Source organism: Streptomyces sp. NBC_00620 (assembly GCF_026341825.1).
Taxonomy (GTDB): domain Bacteria; phylum Actinomycetota; class Actinomycetes; order Streptomycetales; family Streptomycetaceae; genus Streptomyces.
The window spans coordinates 2,350,147-2,368,175 of the sequence record NZ_JAPENY010000002.1; the positions used below are offsets into that span (position 1 = coordinate 2,350,147).

Here is an 18,029-nt window from a genome sequence, read left to right on the forward strand (position 1 = left end):
AAGACTGTCGACAGGCCCGGCGGCTTGCCCGTCGGCTTCCGCGGTTGGCGGCTCATCCGCCGGCCGCTCGACGACCGGTGCCTCACCTGCCGGTTGCGAGGCCTGTCCCAGTGATCCGACCTGCTCCGACCGAGGGAGATCCCCGTGACCCAAGACGCGCCCGATCCGCGGCCCCCCGGCCGGCTGGCCGGCCGGATCGCCGTCATCAGCGGCGCCGGCAGCGTCGGCCCCGGCTGGGGCAACGGCCGCGCCACCGCCGTGATCTTCGCCCGGGAAGGCGCCACCGTCTTCCTGACCGACAGGGACAAGGAGTCCCTGGAGCTGACCGCACAGCAGATCCGGAACGAGGGCGGCACCGCGCACACCGCGGTCCTCGACGTCACCGAACCCGCCGCCGTCCAGGACTTCTTCGCCGAGTGCGAGCAGCGGGCGGGGCGGATCGACATCCTGGTCAACAATGTCGGCGGCTCGCGTGCGGGCGGCGCCGTCGAACTGAGCCTGGAGGACTGGGACGGCCAACTGCGCACCAATCTCACCAGCGCCTTTCTCGCCTGCAAGCACGTCATTCCGGTGATGCGGCGCGGCGGCGGCGGGGCGATCGTCAACACCGCTTCGGCGTCCGGGCTGCGCTGGACCGGCGCCGCCCAGGTCGGCTACGCGGCGGCCAAGGCGGCCGTCATCCAGCTGTCCCGGGTGACCGCCGTCGAGTTCGCCCCCGACGGAATCCGGGTGAACACCGTCGTCCCCGGACAGCTGCACACCCCGATGGTCGAGGCTCGTCTCGCCGGGCAGCGGGCCGGCGGCGATGTGGCGAAGCTGCTCGCGCAGCGGCAGGCCCGCATCCCGCTCGGTTTCATGGGTGACGGCCGCGACACGGCGTACGCCGCCCTGTTCCTCGCCTCCGACGAGGCCCGCTTCGTCACCGGCACGGAAATCGTCGTCGACGGCGGAATGACGGCACGCTGTGACTGAGCCCTCGGCGACCCGGCACGCCGTCCGAGCACCCGAGTTGACGCCCTCGCCCGGCTGCCCGCCCCCGCACCCGGCGCCCCGCACGCCCACGCTCGCGCTCCCGCCGGACAGTTGTGACGCCCACTGCCACATCTTCGGCCCGGCCGACGTCTTCCCGTACGACCCGGACCGCACCTTCACCCCAGTCGACGCGCCGAAGGAGCAACTCTTCGCCGTGCATGCCCACTTGGGACTGACCCGGGCCGTGATCGTGCAGTCCTCGTGCCACGGCCACGACCCTCGCGTGCTCTTGGACGCGCTGAAGTCCGGCGGCGGCCGGCTGCGCGGGGTGGCGCTGATCGGCGAGTCGACGACACGGGCCGAGATCGAGGAGTTGCACCGAGCCGGGGTGCGGGCCTTCCGCCTCAATTTCCTGCCCCATCTGCGGACTCCGCCCACCCGTGCCGAGATCGACTCGGTCCTCGAGCGCGTCGACGGGCTCGGCTGGGCGGCCCAACTCCATGTCAGGGGTGAGGAGATCACCGTGCTGGAGGACCTCGTGCGTGCGCTGCCCGGCAGGGCGGTGGTCGACCACATCGGGCGCGTCGACCTCGCCGCCGGACGGGACAGCCCCGCTCTGCGCAGCCTGCGCGCCCTCCTCGACACCGGGGACGTGTGGCTGAAGGTCAGCGGGGTCGACCGGGTCTCCCGGCAGGGGCCGCCGTACACCGACGCCGTCGAGCTGGCTGCCTCCCTCGTCGCGTACGCGCCCGAGCGGGTGCTGTGGGGGACCGACTATCCGCACGTGAACATCACCGGTGACGCACCGGACGACGGGTTGCTCGTGGACCTCATCGAGCGGATCGCCCCCGACCCCGGGCACTTGCGGCGGCTGATGGTCCACAACCCGGCGGACCTCTTCGACTTCCCGTCAACTCGCTAGTGTCGGCAGAGATGGCAGGCATTTCATTGTCACACCCCTTGAAGGCCGAAAGTGTCGACAGTAGTGTCCCGACTCGAACCCCGCGTGAGGAGAACGGCCATGCTTGAGTTGTCTCAGGGCAGCCTCATCCGGCGCGGTGACGAGGCATACGAACAGGTTCGCCTCGACGCCGTCTGGAACGAACGCAAGCCCGCCCGCCACCCGGACGTCATCGTGCTCGCCGAGAACGAGCAGGACGTCGTGGCGGCCGTACGCCTGGCCCGCCGTGAGGGGCTGAACATCGGTATCCGTTCCGGCGGCCACAGCTGGGTGGGCAACGGAGTGCGGGACGGCGGAATGCTCCTCGACCTCTCGAGGCTGCAGGAGATATCCGTCGACCCGGTGGCCCGTACCGCGGCCGTACAGCCCGCCGCCAAGGGACCCGCGCTGGTGGAAGCCGTGGAGCCGCACGGCCTGTTCTTCCCTACCGGACACGCACCGACGGTCGGGATCGGCGGGTTCATCCTCGGCGGCGGCTACGGCTGGAACTCGCGCCGGCTCGGCCCCGCCTGCCTGAGCATCGAGGCGATCGACGTGGTGCTGGCCGACGGCACCCTGGTACACGCCACCGACGCCTCGCACCCCGAGCTGCTGTGGGCGGCGCGGGGGAGCGGGCCCGGCTTCTTCGGCGTGGTCACCCGCTTCCACCTCCGCCTCCACGAGCGACCACGCCGCATCCTGCGGACCGTGCACAGCTATCCGCTCGAACTGCGCGACGAGGTGCTGGCCTGGGCGTACGACACGCTCGAAAGCCTTTCACCCGCGGTCGAGTTCTCGGCGAAGGTGGGGTGGGGGTCCGGGGGATTGCCCCCAGGAGGGCACAGCGCGCCGGGGCCGCACCGCAAGACGGTCTCCATCACGGCGACCGCCTTCTCCGAGACGGGCGACAACCTGCTCGCCCCACTGGAGGACGCGCCCTTCCGGGACCGGGCCGTCCGTGCGGTGGTCGCCCAGGACACGACCATGGCGGAGCTGTACGACGCCGCCGACCGGCTCACCCCGGCAGGGATGCGCTGGGCGCTCGACGGGATCTGGGCCGACGGTCCTGTGGAGAGGATCCTGGCCGCGGCCGGGCCGCTGTTCGACTCCATCCCGGACACCACCAGCCATGTGCTGTGGATGCTCTGGGGTCACCACCCGGAGCGCGCCGACGCCTGCTGGTCCAGCCAGGCCAAGGTGTACCTCTCGCCCAACGCGGGCTGGACCGACCCGGCCGAGGACCTCGCCCACGAGAGGTGGGCACACGGTGAACTCGCCGCGATCCAGCACCTGTCGAAGGGGCTGCAGTTCTCCGACAACAACCTCGCCGACCGCTTCGACCACGGGCTCAGCCCGAGCAACGCCGCACGCCTGGAGGAGATCCGGGCCGCGTACGACCCCGAGGGACTGTTCCGGACGTACATGACCGCCGGGGAATCCACCACCGCCTACGCCGCCGCGGCACCCGCCCGGACGCACTGAAGCCCGCCCTGAAGGAGAGCCGTTCCATGGAGACTTCGAGAAACCCGCGGCGCCGTACCGTCCTCGCCCTCACGGCGTTGACCGCTGCCCTGTCCCTCACCGCCACCGCATGCGGCGGTGACTCCACCAACGAGGCGAAGACCGCCGACGGCAAGGCCAAGGTCACCGTCCTGCGTTCCAACGGCGCCATTTTCGAGCCGCTCTACATCGCCCAGCAGCAGGGCTACTTCAAGGACGCGGGACTGGACGTCACCATCAAGGCGGGTGCACAGGACACCTCGCAGAACGCGCCGTCCGTCCTCAACGGCGAGGCCCAGTTCGCCATGACGGACAGCTCGGGCTTCCTCAAGGGCGCGGCCCAGGACATGCCGCTCCGTATCGTCACCGGTTTGCAGTCCGCGACGACGAAGACCGATCCCACGGACGGGCTGCTGGTCAAGAAGAGCAGCGCCATCACGTCCTTCTCGGACCTGGAGGGCAAGACCGTCGGGCTGTCGGCCCTGGGCGGCACCATCCAGTTCATCGTCGAGTACCTGGTCCAGAAAGACGGCGGCGACCCGGCCAAGGTCAAGTTCGTCGCCCTGCCCACCACTTCACTCACAGACGCCGTGACCTCCGGCAAGACCGACGCCGTGTACTCCTTCGGCGCGTTCTTCGCCGCCGCCAGGACGAGCGACAAGCTGAACGTCATCGGCAAGGGCATGAACGAATTGCCGGGCATGGTCCAGGGATTGCTGTTCTCCAGCCAGGAGTACCTCGCCGGGAACGGCGCCACGGCGAAGAAGTTCATCGACGCGGTCGGCAAGGCGATCACCTACGCCAACGAAAACCCCGACGCGGTACGGGCGATCGACAAGAAGTACACCCAGCTGGACGCCGCCTTCATCGACAAGCAGGAGACCGCGTACTACGACACCCAGCTCAACACCACCGTCATGCGGACGGTCATCACGAAGATGAACGAGTTCAAGCTGCTGGACAAGGAGCCTACGGACGAAGCCCTGTACTGGGACCAGGCGCCGACCACGACCTCCAGTGAGGAGTAGCACGATGGCGCGGGTCCGACTGCTTCAACTCGGCGCGCTGGCCGCCGTGTTGGCGCTGTGGGCGCTGATCGCCGCGGCAGGGCTGGTCAGTTCGACGGCCCTGCCGGGCCCACGTGCTGTCGCCGTCGCCTTCTGGCAGCTCGCGGGGAGCGGCGCGTTCTGGCAGGCGGTCGGTGAGACTCTGCGCGGCGCGGTCACCGGGTTGGTGGTGGCGGTCGCCGTCGGCATCCCGGTGGGGCTGGTGACCGGGGTGTACGCGGCGGCCGAGGAGTCCTCCCGGCTGCTCATGGAGATCCTCCGCTCCTTCCCCGTCATCGCCCTGCTGCCGGTCTTCCTGCTGGTGCTCGGCTCGACGCCGGGCATGAAGGCCACGGTCGTTTTCATCGCATGCGTCTTCCCGGTGCTGTTGCAGGCCCAGTACGGGGCACAGAGCGTCCCCCCGTCGATCCGAGAGACCGTGCACGGCTACCGCATCCCGCGCCTGCTGCGTTTCCGGCGCGTGATCCTGCCCGGTGCGGCGCCGTCCATCATGACCGGGCTACGGCTCGCGGCGACCACCTCCGTGCTCGTGGCCATCGGCGTCGAGGTGCTCACCACGCTCCCCGGCATCGGACACATGATCATGGAGTCGCAGCAGGCGGGGGCGTCGGCACGGGCGTACGCCTGCATCCTCACCGCGGGCGCCATCGGCCACACGATCACGCTGCTCGCGCAGTTCGCAGAACACCGGCTGCTGCGCTGGCGTCCGCCCGCCCTCGCGGGAGGTGAGTGACCTGTGCCCTGGAAACCGATGCTGCGTCAATTGTGGCTCCCTGTAGTGGTGTTCGCCGTCCTGATCGTGTCGACAGCGGGCAGCACCAGCTTCTACTTCCCGCCGCTGACCGAAGTCCTGGACGTCCTGTGGACGGAGCTCGCGCACGGCGGCCTCTTCGGCGACCTGCTGTTCAGCCTGCGCAACATCGTGCTCGGGCTGGCCCTCGCCATCGTGGTGGGGGTGGGCGCGGGGCTGGTCATCGGAGAGATCCGCACCCTGCGCCTCGCGACGGGCCCGCTGCTCGACTTCGCCCGCGCGACACCGACCGTGGGCTTCGTGCCCGTCATCATCCTCACCCTGGGAATCGGCTCGGGCCCGAAGGTCTTCCTGATCTTCCTCGGCTCGGTGTGGCCCATCCTCCTCAACACCGTCAGCGGGGTGCGGGCCATCAGCCCGGCCGTGCACGAGACCGCGCGCGGCTACCGCATCCCGTGGCGGCTGCGCCTGCGCCGGGTGATCCTGCCCGGGGCGCTGCCGCAGATCCTGGCCGGTATCCGGGTCGCACTGTCCATAGCCGTCGTCCTCATGGTGGTCAGCGAGATCTACGGATCGCCCGACGGACTCGGCAATTTCATCCTGCAGAGCGGATCGAGCTTCCACGTCGCCGAGACCTGGGCCGGCACCATCCTGATCGGCATCCTCGGATACGGGCTGAGCGTGCTCCTCCTGCTGTGCGAGCACCTCCTTCTCGGCTGGTACCACCAACGCGCGCCACGGGCCCGTCCGGCGAAGACCGCGACCATCGAGAGCATCGACACCATCGAGAAGAGCAACGGAGTCGTCGTATGACACGCGGATCCAGCCTGTATGTCGAAGACCTCCGAATGAGCTTCGGACAGGGCTCGCAGGAACACCGGGTCCTCGACGGACTGACCCTGCGCGTGGACCCGGGGGAGTCGGTGTGCGTGGTCGGCCCCTCCGGCGCGGGCAAGACGACCCTGCTGCGCTGCCTCGCCGGGCTGACCCGCCCGACATCGGGAACGGTGCGCTACGGAGAACAGCCGCTGACCGAGCCGCACGCGGACATCGCCGTGGTCTCCCAGGACTACCGCGGTTCGCTGCTGCCCTGGCTGCGGGTCTGGGACAACGTGGCGTTCCCGCTGCAGGGCAGGGGCGTACGGCGTGCCGAGCGCAAGCGGCGCGCCCTGGAGTGCCTTGCCGCGGTCGGCCTGCCCGACGTCGCCGACAAGTACCCCTGGCAGCTCTCCGGCGGCATGCAGCAGCGGGTGGCCATCGCGCGCGGACTCGCCTACGACGCCCCGGTCCTGCTGATGGACGAACCATTCGGCTCGGTGGACGCCCAATCCCGCTTCGATCTGGAGGACTTGACGCTGGAGCTGCGCCGGCGCCTCGGCATCACGGTCGTCGTGGTCACGCACGACATCGACGAGGCGGTGTACCTCGGCGACCGGGTGATCGTCCTCGGGGGGAAGCCGACCGCCGTCCTCGACACGCTGACCATTCCCCTCGGGAGCGAGCGCGATCAGCTGTCGACCCGGGCCGATCCCCGGTTCACCGAGCTGCGCACCCGGGTGCTGGCCCGGATCCGCGGGGAGCGCGCCCCGGATACGAGAGCCACGCCGGACCCGGCCGTCAAGGCGGATCGTACGGGGGTGGTCTGACCGTGCGCCTCGACCATGTGGGCCTTTCCGTGCCGGAGTTGACGGCCGCGACCAGGTGGTACCGCGCGGCCCTGGACCTCACCGAGGAGCATGCGTTCGCCGTCCCGGGCACGGAGTTGCGCGGAGTGATGCTCCGTCATGACAGCGGATGGCGGCTCGAGTTGCTCCACCGCCCGGACGCTGCGCCGGGACTCGCCGCCGACACCCCGCTGGAAGCCGCGGCCACGCTCGGCTTCGGCCACCTCTGCCTGCGCGTCGACACCCCGGCCGAGGTCGACGCCGCGTTCGACCGACTCGTCGTGGCCGGAGCGGGCGTACGGATGAGCCCGCGCCCGGCTCCGCGCCCCGGCGCCCGGATGGCGTTCGTGTCCGATCCGTACGGAAACCTCATCGAACTCATCGACCGCGCCTGAGACGGGCGCCCCTTCGCCACCGTCCCACTCCGCCGCTCAACCCTGCCCGAAAACACCTCAACCCTGCACAGCCACAGCTCCCCCCTGCCCGAAAACACCTGAAGACAAGGAAGTTCACGGTGGATCACAAGAAGTCCCTCGCCGAGCGTGAAGTCACCTTCAGAGCACGTCCCCGCGCCCTGCTGGTGGCAGTGGCCGCGGCTTTCGCCCCGGCCCTCGCCATCCCGACCGCCGCCCGCGCCGCCACCACACGTGCGACGCTCACCGTCGGCTCCGGGGAGACCGTCGAGGTCACCGCGACCACCAAACTCAGCTCCCTCACCATTGAGGAGGGCGGCGTCCTCGCGGCCCCCGACGGCTACAACCTGAGCCTGACCGTCAACAGCGTGGAGACCGGCAGCGAGCTGGCGCTGCTCACCGACGGCTACGGCGGAGCGGCGACCGCGATCGCCGCCGGTACCTACCGGGGCGATGTCGTCATCACCGTGGCCGAGTCCAACAAGCTCGCGTTCAGCACTCTCACCTTCCCCTTCCGCCAAGCCATCTACGTGGATTCCGACGGCGTCGACAAGGCGAAGTCCGTCCTCGCGAACGTACGCGGCGGTTGCGCCACCGACTCCGCCGCGACCGGCATCCGTCTCGCCTCGAACGGCGAGGCGTTCAACGGCGTCTACGTCACCGGCGGCGGCAGCTACGCCCTCACCAACCCCAAGATCGCCTTCGTCGGCAACGGCCGCAACGACTTCATCGGATACGGCGCCTCCGTCCAGGGCACCGGGGAGGGCACCACCCTCGTCGTCAACGGCGCGACCATCAGCAACCAGGGCGTGGTCCGTACCGCCGTCGTCGCGGACGCCACCGCCAATGTCATCGTCAAGAACTCCACGCTCCACTGCGCCGACGGCACCGTGCCCGACGAGTACCCCGCCTCCGGCACCGGCGACACCAAGTACATGATCACTGTGCCCTGGATGCTCGGCCTGTCGGGCAACGTCCGGACCACCAACCTGCTGGGCGCCAACACCAGGGCCAGCTACATCAACTCCCGGGTCTCGTCCGAGAACTGGGGCGCGCTGTCCGTCGACGGCGGCAGCAACTGCACGCTGACCGTCATCAACAGCGAGATCGCCAACACGGGCGGGGTCGGCTACGGGTCGTACGCCATCGGCAATGTGACCGAGCACATCCTCGGTTCGCGCTACGACGTCGGCGACTACGTGCTGATCACCTGGAGCGGGACCGTCCACTACGGCGACAGCACCAAGGCGGCGGTCGCCGAGCTGAACACGGGTCTGGAACTCGGGCTGACCAGCCGGGAGCTGGCCGCACTGCCCGTGCAGTCCAACGACCTCACCTCCGGGCGCTTCGGCTTCATGTGGTACGGCGCCTCGGCCGTGACCATCGACGGCGGGACCCGGGTCAGGACGGGGAAGACCACCTTCCTCTCGAAGGCCTCCGCGGCGACCGTCTCCGTGGACGGTTCCGACGGCGCCACGATCGAGGCCGGCAACGGGGTCATCTTCCAACTGATGGATACCGACCGGCCCAGCAGCGTCGCGGTGTCGGGCAAGCCGTGGAGCAGCGAGACGATCGGCAGTTACACGGAGCCCACCGGCAGTCCCGCCAAGTCGTCGACCTGGGTCACCACCAGCGCCCAGACGGCGGACTCGGCCGCCACGTTCACGGACATCTCCTTGAAGGGCGACTTCTACAACTCAGTCCGGGGCGGCGGCAACGCGAACCTGCAGGGTCAGAACCTGGTGCTCACCTTCGACGCCTCCACCGTCGAGGGTGTCATCTCCGCGTCCGCCACCAAGCACAGCGTCTCCACCATCACCGTGGCCGAGTACCGGGAGATCGGTGAGGTGACCAACACCGCCCAGGCGGTGGTCAACAACGGTGTCATCGTGACCCTGAAGAACGGCGCCACTTGGACGGTCGCCGGCACCTCCTACCTCAGCGCGCTGACCATCGGCTCCGGCGCCTCCGTCACCGCCCCGGCGGGCAGGACCGTAACCCTGACGGTGGACGGCACGGCAACGGCCATCACCCCGGGCACGACCTACACCGGGTCGCTCACGCTGACTGTGGCGTAGCGAGACAGCAAGAGAGACCGGCCCCCGGGTGGATGCGAACCGAATCCCGGGGGCCGGAGTATTTATTGGGAGGGGCAGGAGCGCCCGCCCGTAAGGGGCGCGGGGAGCTGCGAGACCAGCCCCCACCGACCCGCAGCCGAAAACCCGCGCCCCCAAGCGGAGCGCCTACGCTCCGATCATGTTGTAACCGCCGTCCGCGACAAGGAACCCACCGGTGATGTGCTGCGCATCCTCCGTGGCGAGGAAGAGGGCCGTGCCCGCGAGCTGCTCCGGACCCGGAATGCGCCCCATCGGTGTGGCCGCGCGCAGCTGCTCGCCACGCCCGCTCCGCCAGTCCTCGCGGCCGAGGGTGGCCTTCGTCTCGATGAAACCCGGCGCGAAGACGTTTACGCGGACGTCGGGCGCGAAGGCATGCGCGTACGACTTGGTCAGGCCGATGATGCCGTACTTGGCCGCCGCGTACTGCGGGGCGCGGGCGCTGCCCCGCACCACCACCGTGGAGCCGATGTTGACGATGGCGCCGCCGCCCTCCTGCTCCAGCATCCGCGCGCCGAACTCATGGGTACACAGCAGCGTGCCCTTGATGTCGACGGCGAGGACGTGGTCGATGGACTCCTCCGTGATGTCCCGCCAGGACATCTGCTCGCGGGCCACATCGCCGACGTTGTTGACGGCCACGTCCAGTCGGCCGAAGTGCGCCCAGACCTCGTCGGCCAGGCGCTGGATCTGCGCATGCTCGGAGATGTCGGCCTGCACGACGACGGCCTTGCGGCCGAGCGCCGTGACGCGCTCCGCCGTGGCCTCGGCACCCTCGCGCGAACTGCGGTAGTGGATCGCGACATCGGCTCCCTCCCGCGCGGCCCGCACCGCGATCTCGGCGCCGAATCCGGTGCCGGCTCCGGTGACGAGGACGGTCTTGCCGGTGAAGCGTTCGGGGACGGCAGTCATGGGATCTCCGTTCGAGTGAGCAGAAGGTTCGGTGCTGCGCCGGTCATACGAGAGTCCGCCCGCCGTCGGCGTACAGCACCTGCCCGGTGACGAACGCGGACGCGTCGGAGGAGAGGAAGAGGACCGGCCCCGTCAGGTCGTCGGGCCGGCCGAGTCGCCCGGCCGGTACGAGCGCCTCCATGGCCGTGCGCCTGCCGGGCTCGGCGAGATAGGCGCGCGTGAGGTCGGTCTCGGTGTAGCCGGGCGCCACGGCGTTGACCGTGACTCCGTCGGCGGCCCATTCGCGTGCCATCACCCGCATGAGCTGGTTGACGCCGCCCTTGGTGGCCGCGTACGGCGCATGGTCCTTGTGTGCGAGCACCCCGGACACGGACGACAGGAAGACGATCCGCCCGTGACCGGCCGGAACCATCACCGCGCCGACGGCGCGGCCCAGCCAGAACGCGCTGTTGAGGTTGACGGCGAGCAGCCGCTCCCACACGTCGTCGGGTGTGTCGAGGACCGGCCTGCGGTCATTGACACCGACCGCGTGCACGAACACATCGAGGCCGCCCAGTAGTTGTACGGATCTGTCGACGGCCGTACGGCAGGCGGCCGCCGAAGTGAGGTCGGCGGCGAGGCCGTTCACCGAGCCCGTGCCTGTTCCCTGGGGGAGCTTGCCCAACTTGGTCTCATCGACGTCGAGGACGAGCACCGTTGCGCCTGCCTCCGCAAGCGCCGTGCTCACCGCCGCGCCGATCCCTCCGGCACCCGCGACCAAGGCGCGCGTACCGGCGAAGTTCCATGTCGTCCGCATGTCCGGACCGTAAGCCACGGCTGTGATTTGTGTCCACACTTTGCGCGCCTCTTGACGTTGAATGGCGTGCTGGGCAGGCTGACTGTCGACAGTTAGGAGTGGTTCTGATGAAGCTGGTGACGTTCGACGAGGGGCTCGTGGGTCGTCTCGACGGCGAGACCGTCGTGGAACTCGATGTCCCGTCGACTCGCGCGTTCTTCGACCGCGAGGGGCAAGTGGGCGAGACGGGACGGACGTTCGCGCTCGCCGAGGTGCGCCTGCGCGCTCCGATCGTGCCGAAGAAGTTCTTCCACACGGCGGGCAACTTCCGGGAGCACCACGAGGACCTGGTCCGTGTCGACTGGTCCCACCCGGTCAACAAGGGCATCGTCTTCTTCCAGAACGTGGACGCGATCATCGGTCCGGAAGAGCCGGTCGTGTATCCCGCGAACCTCACCCGGGAGATGGACTACGAGCTCGAACTCGCCGTCGTCATCGGCAGACCCGGCAAGTTCTTCTCCGCCGAGCAGGCCGCGGAACACATCGCCGGATACCTGGTCTTCAACGACATCACCGCACGCGACATCCAGCGCAAGGAGATGGAGTCGGGGGTGTTCTCCTTCTCCAAGGGCATCGACACGTTCTGCCCCATCGGCCCCTACATCGTCACCGCGGACGAGATCGACGACCCGCACAACCTGGACATGGAGCTGCGCGTCAACGGCGACGTACGCCAGAAGTCCAACACCTCCCGCATGTCGGTGTCGATCCCGCAACTGGTCGCCTACCACTCGCCGCAGATCTACAGCGCCGGCGACATCATCACCACCGGCACCATCGCCGGGGTCGCGGCGAGCACCGCGGACCCCTTCGCGAACTATCTCCGCCCCGGCGACGTCGTCGAGGCCGAGATCGAGGGCCTGGGTGTCCTGCGCAACCCGGTGGTGTCCTGGCAGGACGCGTACGGGACTCCGGAACCGCCCGCCGAGCAGTGGGTCTGATCCGGCATGCGAATCGCACAACTCGCCGGTCGTACCGTGCTGTTGACTCCGGAAGGCGCCATCGATGTGGCCGCCGCCAGTGAGGGCCGTTTCACGGGTGATCTCTTCGAGCAGTGGGACGACCTCGCCGCCTGGGCGCCGGGAGCCGACCCCTCGCTCGCGCGCCCGTACGACGAGGCCGACCTGGAGGCCCCCGTCCGGGCCCCCCGCCAGATCTTCGCCGTCGCCCTCAACTACCGCCCCCACACGGCGGAGGCGGGATACGAGGAACCGGCCGCCCCTCTGGTCTTCACCAAGTTCCCGACCTGTCTCACCGGCCCGTACGCCACGATCGAGCTGCCACCAGGACACGTCGACTGGGAACTGGAGCTGGTCGCCGTCATCGGCCGAGAGGCCCATCGTGTACCGGTCGAGAAGGGCTGGGACCCGGTCGTGGCGCTCACCGTCGGCCAGGACCTGTCCGAGCGGATCAGCCAACTCGCGGGCCGACCGGCCCAGTTCTCGCTCGGCAAGTCCTACCCCGGGTTCGGCCCGATCGGGCCCGCGCTGGTCAGCCTCGACGAGGTCCCGGACCGGGACGACCTGGAGTTGACCTGCGAACTGTCGGGACAGGCCGTGCAGCACGACCGCACCGGCAACATGATCTTCCCGATACCCCGACTCGTCTCCTATCTCAGCGAGTTCTGCACGCTCCTGCCCGGCGACCTGATCTTCACCGGCACGCCGGCGGGTGTCGGCAACCGCCGCGTACCGCAGCGCTTCCTGACCCCCGACGACGAACTGGTCAGCCGTATCGGCGGAGTCGGCGAGATGCGGCACCATTTCCGGAGGACGCCATGACCCCCACCCTCTTCACCGATGTCCGGGTCTTCGACGGCACCGGACGCGATCCCCTCCCCGCGGAGGTCCTCGTCGAGGGCAACCGGATCGCCGCCGTGGCCGACAACATCCCCGCCGACCAGCGGCGGGCGGCCCGCGTGATCGACGGAGGCGGCGGCACCCTCATCCCCGGCCTGATCGACGCCCATGCGCACCTGGGCTTCGGCTCCACCGTCGAGCACCGGTCCCTGCGCCGGGACGAACCGGAGGAGGAGAAAGCCCTGCTCGTGGCGCACGCCGGCCGCGTTCTGCTCGACCACGGCATCACCAGCGCGTACTCGGGAGGCAACCGGCTGCCCCGTACGGAGACCGCGGCCCGCAAGGCGTTCGCCGAGGGCTGGATGCCAGGGCCGCGCCTCAAGGCCGCGTCCTGGGAGGGCAGCGCCGGCATGGTCGAGCCCGGCGTGTACGACTTCCCGGGCACCGCCGGCCGCGCCTCCGACCCGGAGTCGGTCTCCCGTTTCGTCGAGAGCATGGCCGTACTGGGTGTCGACATCGTCAAGTTGTCGCTCTCCGGCGAGAGCGCGGTGGTCCAGGGAACCTCGCGGATCGTGCAGTTCACGGAGGAGGAGGTGGCCGCCGCGTCCCTCGCCGCCCAGTGGCGCGGCGTCTGGCTCACCGCGCACGCACACGCCGCCGAGTCCATCAAGATGGCCGTACGTCACGGCATACGCGCCGTCTACCACTGCACCTTCGCCGACGAGGAGGCCCTCGACCTCCTGGAGGCCGCCCGGGACCGGATCTTCGTCGCGCCGACCCCCGGCATCATCCACGCCAACCTGTACGAGGCCGACAGCGAACCCGAGGCCGGCATGGAGGTCGAGGCAACCGCGAAGGCCGTACGCCAGGTCGTGCCCGAACTCGTCCGGCGCGGGGTGCGGGTCGTCCCCGGCGGCGACTACGGTTTCGCCTGGAACCCCGTAGGCCGCAACCTCCATGACCTCGAACTCTTCGTCGACTGGTTCGGCTTCACCCCCGCAGAAGCTCTGCGGGCGGCGACTCGGTACGGCGGCCAGATCATGGGGATGGAGGACGAACTCGGCCTGATCCGGCCGGGGTTCCTCGCCGATCTCGTGCTCGTCGACGGTGACCCCCTGTCCGACATCCGCATCCTCCAGGACCGCGACCGGCTGGTGGCGATCATGAAGGACGGCGTGTTGCACAAGGCGGCCCGGTGATCCGGGTCCGTACGAACTCCGGACGGCTCGTGGGGGAGTGGGACGCCGGAGTGGCAGTCTTCCGGGGCATCCCCTTCGCTGAGCCGCCGGTCGGCGAGCTGCGCTGGCGGCCGCCCCGGCCGGCCCCCGTGTGGGACGGCGAGCGAAGCGCGTACGACTTCGGCCCCGCCCCCCTCCAGCCGCAGCCGCCCCGCGACTCGATCATGTACCACACCAACTTCGCCGACCGGCGGGCCCTGGTGATGAGCGAGGACTGCCTCTACCTGAATGTGTGGACGCCTGAGCCGTCGGCGGGGCTGCCGGTGATGGTGTGGATCCACGGCGGCGGCAATCGTTACGGGCACGGCGGCCAGGATGTCCACGACGGTCGCGAGATGGCCCGTCGCGGGCTCGTGGTCGTCACCCTCAACCACCGGCTCGGCGCACTCGGCTTCCTTGCCCACCCCGAACTGGCCGCCGAGGACGACTTCGGCGCAGCCGGCAACTACGGGCTGCTCGACATCGTCGCCGCCCTCACGTGGGTCCGCGAGAACGTTGCGGTCTTCGGCGGCGACCCGGACCGGGTGACCCTCGCGGGCAACTCCGCCGGCGCCGCGCACATCTGCCACCTCATGGCGTCGACGGCGGCCCGGCCCCTCTTCCGCGCGGCCATCGGCCAGAGCGCCTCGGGCATCGGACGCGCCGAAGGGCCGCTGCCGGACCAGGCCGCCGCGCAGAAACAAGGGCTGCGCTGGGCGGAGGAGTTCGGGGACCGGAACATCGCCGGACTGCGGCGTCTCGGCGGGGTGGAACTGATCCTGAAGGGACACTTCGGCCCGGTCGTCGACGGCCGCGTGCTGACCGAGGCCAGCGACGAGGTCTTTGCGACCGGGCGACAGCACGCCGTACCGCTGCTCGTGGGCACCAACCTCGACGAGGGATCCGTGTACACGTCGCTGGACGCCCTGCGGAGACTTCCGGTGGAGCCCGGCTCCGACGAGGTGTACCCCGTACGGAATATCGACCAAGCCCGGCGTACCGCACGGCAGTTCACCGGAGAGAGTCGCTTCGTCCACCCCGTGTGGCAGTGGGCGAACGCTCACCGGGAGACGGCCCGCACGTGGATGTACCGCTTCGCCCGCACCCCACCGCTCCCACCACGGCTCGACCTGGCGCCCCCACCCGACGGGCTGCCGGACTACGGCGTCCACCACACCGCCGAACTCCCCTATGCGCTGGACAACTTGGACCAGCGCGCCTGGCCCTGGAGCGAAACGGATCGCGAACTGGCGCGCACGATGGCGGACGCCTGGGCCCGCTTCGCCAGTGCGGGGGACCCGAACGGGGGCGGGTTGCCGGCATGGCCGGCTTTCACCGGCGCCGAGGTGATGGTGTTCGGGGACACCGTCGAGGCGGGCGTCCTCGACCGGCTGGAGGCGATGCGGCTCCTGGCGCGGATCCCTCGCCCACTGTGACAGCAGCCCCCTTGGGATGCCTTCTCGAAAGGAACGCTACATGGCACGACTGCCGGAGACCGACGGCGCCGGCGAGATCGCCGCGCGCATCCGCGAGCGGCGCGGCGGCGCGCTGCACCCGCTCGACCGCATGCTGCTGCACAGCCCGCAGCTGGCCGACGGCTGGAACAGCCTGCTCGGTGCGATCCGACAGCGCATCGCCCTGCCCGCCGACATCCGCGAACTCGTGATCCTGCGGGTCGCCGTCCTCAACAGGGCCGCGTACGAGTGGACCGCGCACGAGCCCGAGGCCCGCCGCGCCGGTCTCGACGACGCCCAGCTCACGGCGGTGCGCGAGGAGCACGCCGCCGCGCACCAGCGGCTCGACGCACGGCAGCGGCGGGTCATCGCGTACACCGACGCGATGACCCGCGACGTTCACGTCCCGGAGGAACTGTTCGACGCCCTGCGGGCCGACTTCAGCGAGCCGGAACTGGTGGAACTGACCGCCACCGCGGCCGCGTACAACATGGTGTCCCGTTTCCTGGTCGCCCTGGAGGTCTAGCGCCTGCGGCCGTGCCGCTTCACGAACGTGAGCAGCAGCCGGTTCCAGGCGGCGGGTTGTTCCCAGTGCGGGTTGTGGCCCGCCTCGCGGACGACGTGCGTCTCGCAGTCGCTCAGGTGCCCGGCGTTGAGGCGCATCACGGAGGGCGGACTGTACAAGTCGGCGTCCCCGGTGATGAGTTGGACGGGCAGGGTCAGCGTCTCCAGAGCCGCCCAGGTGATCTCATGCGCGAGCGACTGCGCGAACGCGTCGGCGGTCCTGGCCCGGGCGTTGATCGCCAGCCAGGCCGCGACGCCGTCCCGGTCGCCGCCGCGGTACGAGGGCCCCAACTCCTTGAAGTCGACGGGCATGTCACCGAACGGGTCGGGCTGCAGCGCGGAGGTCAGTTCCTGGTACTCGGCGTCCTGGATGCCCATGATGCTGCCGGAGACGGTGAGGCTGCGCAGCCGGTCCGGGTACGAGAGGGCGTAGTCCAGGGCGACGGGGCCGCCGGCCGCCGAACCGGAAAGGTGGAAGCGGCCCAGGCCGAGATGGTCGGCGAGGGTGTTGAGGTCCCCGGAAGCGGTGTCCGCTGCGGCCTTCGTCCCGGCCACCGAGCCGTACGCCCCGCGCCGCGAGTAGCCGATCACCCTGAACCCCGCACGCGCCAGCACCGGCTGTTGGTACGGCCAGCTCTCGCCGCTTCCCGAACCGGGGTGCAACAGTACGATTGCCTCCCCGCTGCCGCCGGTGTCCCAGCACCACAGGCTCCCGTCCCCCGGGACGGGGACCTGATACTCCGTCACCGGCACCTGATCGGGAACGGGAACCGGCTGCCACGCATCTTCCTGGGCGGCAGCCTCGGCAGTGCCGGAGCCGGCGCCCGCCACCGCGAGCGCGGCCAGTGCCGCGCCGCCTACGACGGCGCGTCGACTCGGCCCCGTACCGGGGGTGGTTGTGATTCGTTCGCTTCGCATCGTTCCTCCTGAACTGTGAGTGGCTGTCGACAGGTCACGGTGAACCGGGTCATGTTTCGGCCAACGAGTGAGATAGTGTCGACACCGTTGGATTGCCTGTGCGTATGGACCAGACCAGCGAGCGCGGGCCGGACAGGGAGATTCGCCGCATGACCGATCAGGACACGCACCCCGTACTCGGGCTTCTCCTGCGGCTTCGGGACCGGCGTGAACCGCTCGTCGCGCAGATCGCCGAATGGGTCGGTGCCGGGATCATCGAGGGGCGCCTCGAACCCGGTCAGGACCTCAACAGCGTCGATCTGTCACGGCGGTTCGACACGAGCCGCACTCCCGTGCGCGAGGCGCTGATGCTCCTGGAGCAGGAAGGCCTCGTCGAGATGAAGGCGCGCCGTCGACCCCGTGTCGCCGCGCCGTCCCTGCAGGACATCCGGGACATCTACCAGGTCCGGCGCCAACTCCTGTCCATGCTTGCCGGACTGCTGGTCGACCGGGCCACCGACGAGGAACTGGCCGGGCTGCGCAGCCGCGTCGAGCGGATGCGGACACTGGCCGACGACGGTGACGTGGACGCGTACTTCTGGAGCCATGTGCAGCTCCAGGAGCGGATGACCGAGATCGTCGGCAATGCCACGCTGAAGCAGATCCTGGACTCGCTGGCGCTGCGCACCCTGATGCTGCGGCATCTGAGCCTGACCCGCGCCGGCCGCCTCGCCTACAGCATCGACGACCAGGAACGGCTGCTGCAGGCCTGCGAGGAGCGCGACGGGGAGCTGGCCTCGGCCCTGATCGCGGGGGCGACGGTCCGCGCGCTGCGGGCGGTGGAGGAGCAGTTGGAACAGGATGCCGCCCGGACCCGCAAGCCCACGCGCAGACGCCGGGCTGCGTCCTGACGTACAGGCGTCTCGGGAT

18 protein-coding genes are annotated in these 18,029 nt (G+C 69.9%); 15 read left to right on the plus strand and 3 right to left on the minus strand.

Annotated elements, in window-relative coordinates:
• Window positions 1-144 precede the first annotated feature (144 nt).
• From OG246_RS29860 to OG246_RS29900, 9 genes are all read left to right on the plus strand, one after another.
• On the plus strand, window positions 145-972 hold the full coding sequence (locus OG246_RS29860) for an SDR family NAD(P)-dependent oxidoreductase (RefSeq protein WP_266470102.1): 828 nt from the start codon (window positions 145-147) through the stop codon (window positions 970-972).
• Window positions 965-1,894 carry an amidohydrolase gene (locus tag OG246_RS29865; protein ID WP_266470104.1) on the plus strand — a complete coding sequence of 310 codons (930 nt, stop codon included), beginning with the start codon at window positions 965-967 and terminating at the stop codon, window positions 1,892-1,894. The genes OG246_RS29860 and OG246_RS29865 overlap by 8 nt, the downstream gene beginning before the upstream one ends.
• A gap of 99 nt (window positions 1,895-1,993) precedes the next feature.
• The gene (locus OG246_RS29870) at window positions 1,994-3,394 is read left to right on the plus strand and encodes an FAD-binding oxidoreductase (RefSeq protein ID WP_266470106.1); all 1,401 of its coding nucleotides are present in this window, start codon (window positions 1,994-1,996) and stop codon (window positions 3,392-3,394) included.
• Window positions 3,395-3,420: 26 nt separating this feature from the next.
• Entirely contained in the window at window positions 3,421-4,440 is a 1,020-nt protein-coding gene (locus OG246_RS29875) for an ABC transporter substrate-binding protein (RefSeq protein WP_266470107.1), read from the plus strand.
• Window positions 4,441-4,444: 4 nt separating this feature from the next.
• On the plus strand, window positions 4,445-5,212 hold the full coding sequence (locus OG246_RS29880) for an ABC transporter permease (RefSeq protein ID WP_266470108.1): 768 nt from the start codon (window positions 4,445-4,447) through the stop codon (window positions 5,210-5,212).
• 18 nt (window positions 5,213-5,230) lie between these two features.
• Window positions 5,231-6,043, plus strand: a complete 813-nt coding sequence (locus OG246_RS29885) for an ABC transporter permease (protein ID WP_266470110.1) — start codon at window positions 5,231-5,233, stop codon at window positions 6,041-6,043.
• Window positions 6,040-6,876: an ABC transporter ATP-binding protein gene (locus OG246_RS29890; protein ID WP_266470111.1), complete on the plus strand. Its 837-nt coding sequence runs from the start codon at window positions 6,040-6,042 to the stop codon at window positions 6,874-6,876. The genes OG246_RS29885 and OG246_RS29890 overlap by 4 nt, the downstream gene beginning before the upstream one ends.
• Before the next feature lie 2 nt (window positions 6,877-6,878).
• Window positions 6,879-7,289 carry a VOC family protein gene (locus OG246_RS29895; RefSeq protein ID WP_266470113.1) on the plus strand — a complete coding sequence of 137 codons (411 nt, stop codon included), beginning with the start codon at window positions 6,879-6,881 and terminating at the stop codon, window positions 7,287-7,289.
• Window positions 7,290-7,408: 119 nt separating this feature from the next.
• A complete protein-coding gene (locus OG246_RS29900; RefSeq protein ID WP_266470114.1) occupies window positions 7,409-9,385 on the plus strand; it encodes a hypothetical protein in 1,977 nt (658 codons plus the stop codon).
• A 165-nt stretch (window positions 9,386-9,550) separates the two neighbouring features.
• Here OG246_RS29900 and OG246_RS29905 read toward each other — a convergent pair whose 3' ends face one another.
• Window positions 9,551-10,333, minus strand: a complete 783-nt coding sequence (locus OG246_RS29905) for an SDR family NAD(P)-dependent oxidoreductase (protein WP_266470116.1) — start codon at window positions 10,331-10,333, stop codon at window positions 9,551-9,553.
• 43 nt (window positions 10,334-10,376) lie between these two features.
• Window positions 10,377-11,129, minus strand: coding sequence for an SDR family NAD(P)-dependent oxidoreductase (locus OG246_RS29910; RefSeq protein WP_266470118.1), 753 nt, complete (start codon window positions 11,127-11,129; stop codon window positions 10,377-10,379).
• A gap of 107 nt (window positions 11,130-11,236) precedes the next feature.
• Between OG246_RS29910 and OG246_RS29915 the strand changes: the two genes are divergently transcribed.
• From OG246_RS29915 to OG246_RS29935, 5 genes are read left to right on the plus strand one after another with little or no spacing between them, the layout of a single operon-like run.
• A complete protein-coding gene (locus OG246_RS29915) occupies window positions 11,237-12,109 on the plus strand; it encodes a fumarylacetoacetate hydrolase family protein (RefSeq protein ID WP_266470120.1) in 873 nt (290 codons plus the stop codon).
• 6 nt (window positions 12,110-12,115) lie between these two features.
• The gene (locus OG246_RS29920) at window positions 12,116-12,949 is read left to right on the plus strand and encodes a fumarylacetoacetate hydrolase family protein (protein ID WP_266470121.1); all 834 of its coding nucleotides are present in this window, start codon (window positions 12,116-12,118) and stop codon (window positions 12,947-12,949) included.
• Window positions 12,946-14,166 carry an amidohydrolase family protein gene (locus tag OG246_RS29925; RefSeq protein ID WP_266470122.1) on the plus strand — a complete coding sequence of 407 codons (1,221 nt, stop codon included), beginning with the start codon at window positions 12,946-12,948 and terminating at the stop codon, window positions 14,164-14,166. Before OG246_RS29920 ends, OG246_RS29925 begins: the two co-directional genes overlap by 4 nt.
• On the plus strand, window positions 14,163-15,620 hold the full coding sequence (locus OG246_RS29930) for a carboxylesterase/lipase family protein (RefSeq protein WP_266470123.1): 1,458 nt from the start codon (window positions 14,163-14,165) through the stop codon (window positions 15,618-15,620). Before OG246_RS29925 ends, OG246_RS29930 begins: the two co-directional genes overlap by 4 nt.
• A gap of 40 nt (window positions 15,621-15,660) precedes the next feature.
• The gene (locus OG246_RS29935; RefSeq protein ID WP_266470125.1) at window positions 15,661-16,164 is read left to right on the plus strand and encodes a carboxymuconolactone decarboxylase family protein; all 504 of its coding nucleotides are present in this window, start codon (window positions 15,661-15,663) and stop codon (window positions 16,162-16,164) included.
• On the opposite strand, the gene OG246_RS29940 is transcribed toward OG246_RS29935, so the two are convergent.
• A complete protein-coding gene (locus tag OG246_RS29940) occupies window positions 16,161-17,120 on the minus strand; it encodes an alpha/beta fold hydrolase (RefSeq protein ID WP_266470127.1) in 960 nt (319 codons plus the stop codon). The two genes, OG246_RS29935 and OG246_RS29940, sit on opposite strands and share 4 nt — an antisense overlap.
• 149 nt (window positions 17,121-17,269) lie before the next feature.
• Between OG246_RS29940 and OG246_RS29945 the strand changes: the two genes are divergently transcribed.
• Window positions 17,270-18,010, plus strand: coding sequence for a GntR family transcriptional regulator (locus OG246_RS29945; RefSeq protein ID WP_266470128.1), 741 nt, complete (start codon window positions 17,270-17,272; stop codon window positions 18,008-18,010).
• The last annotated feature ends 19 nt before the right edge of the window (window positions 18,011-18,029 follow it).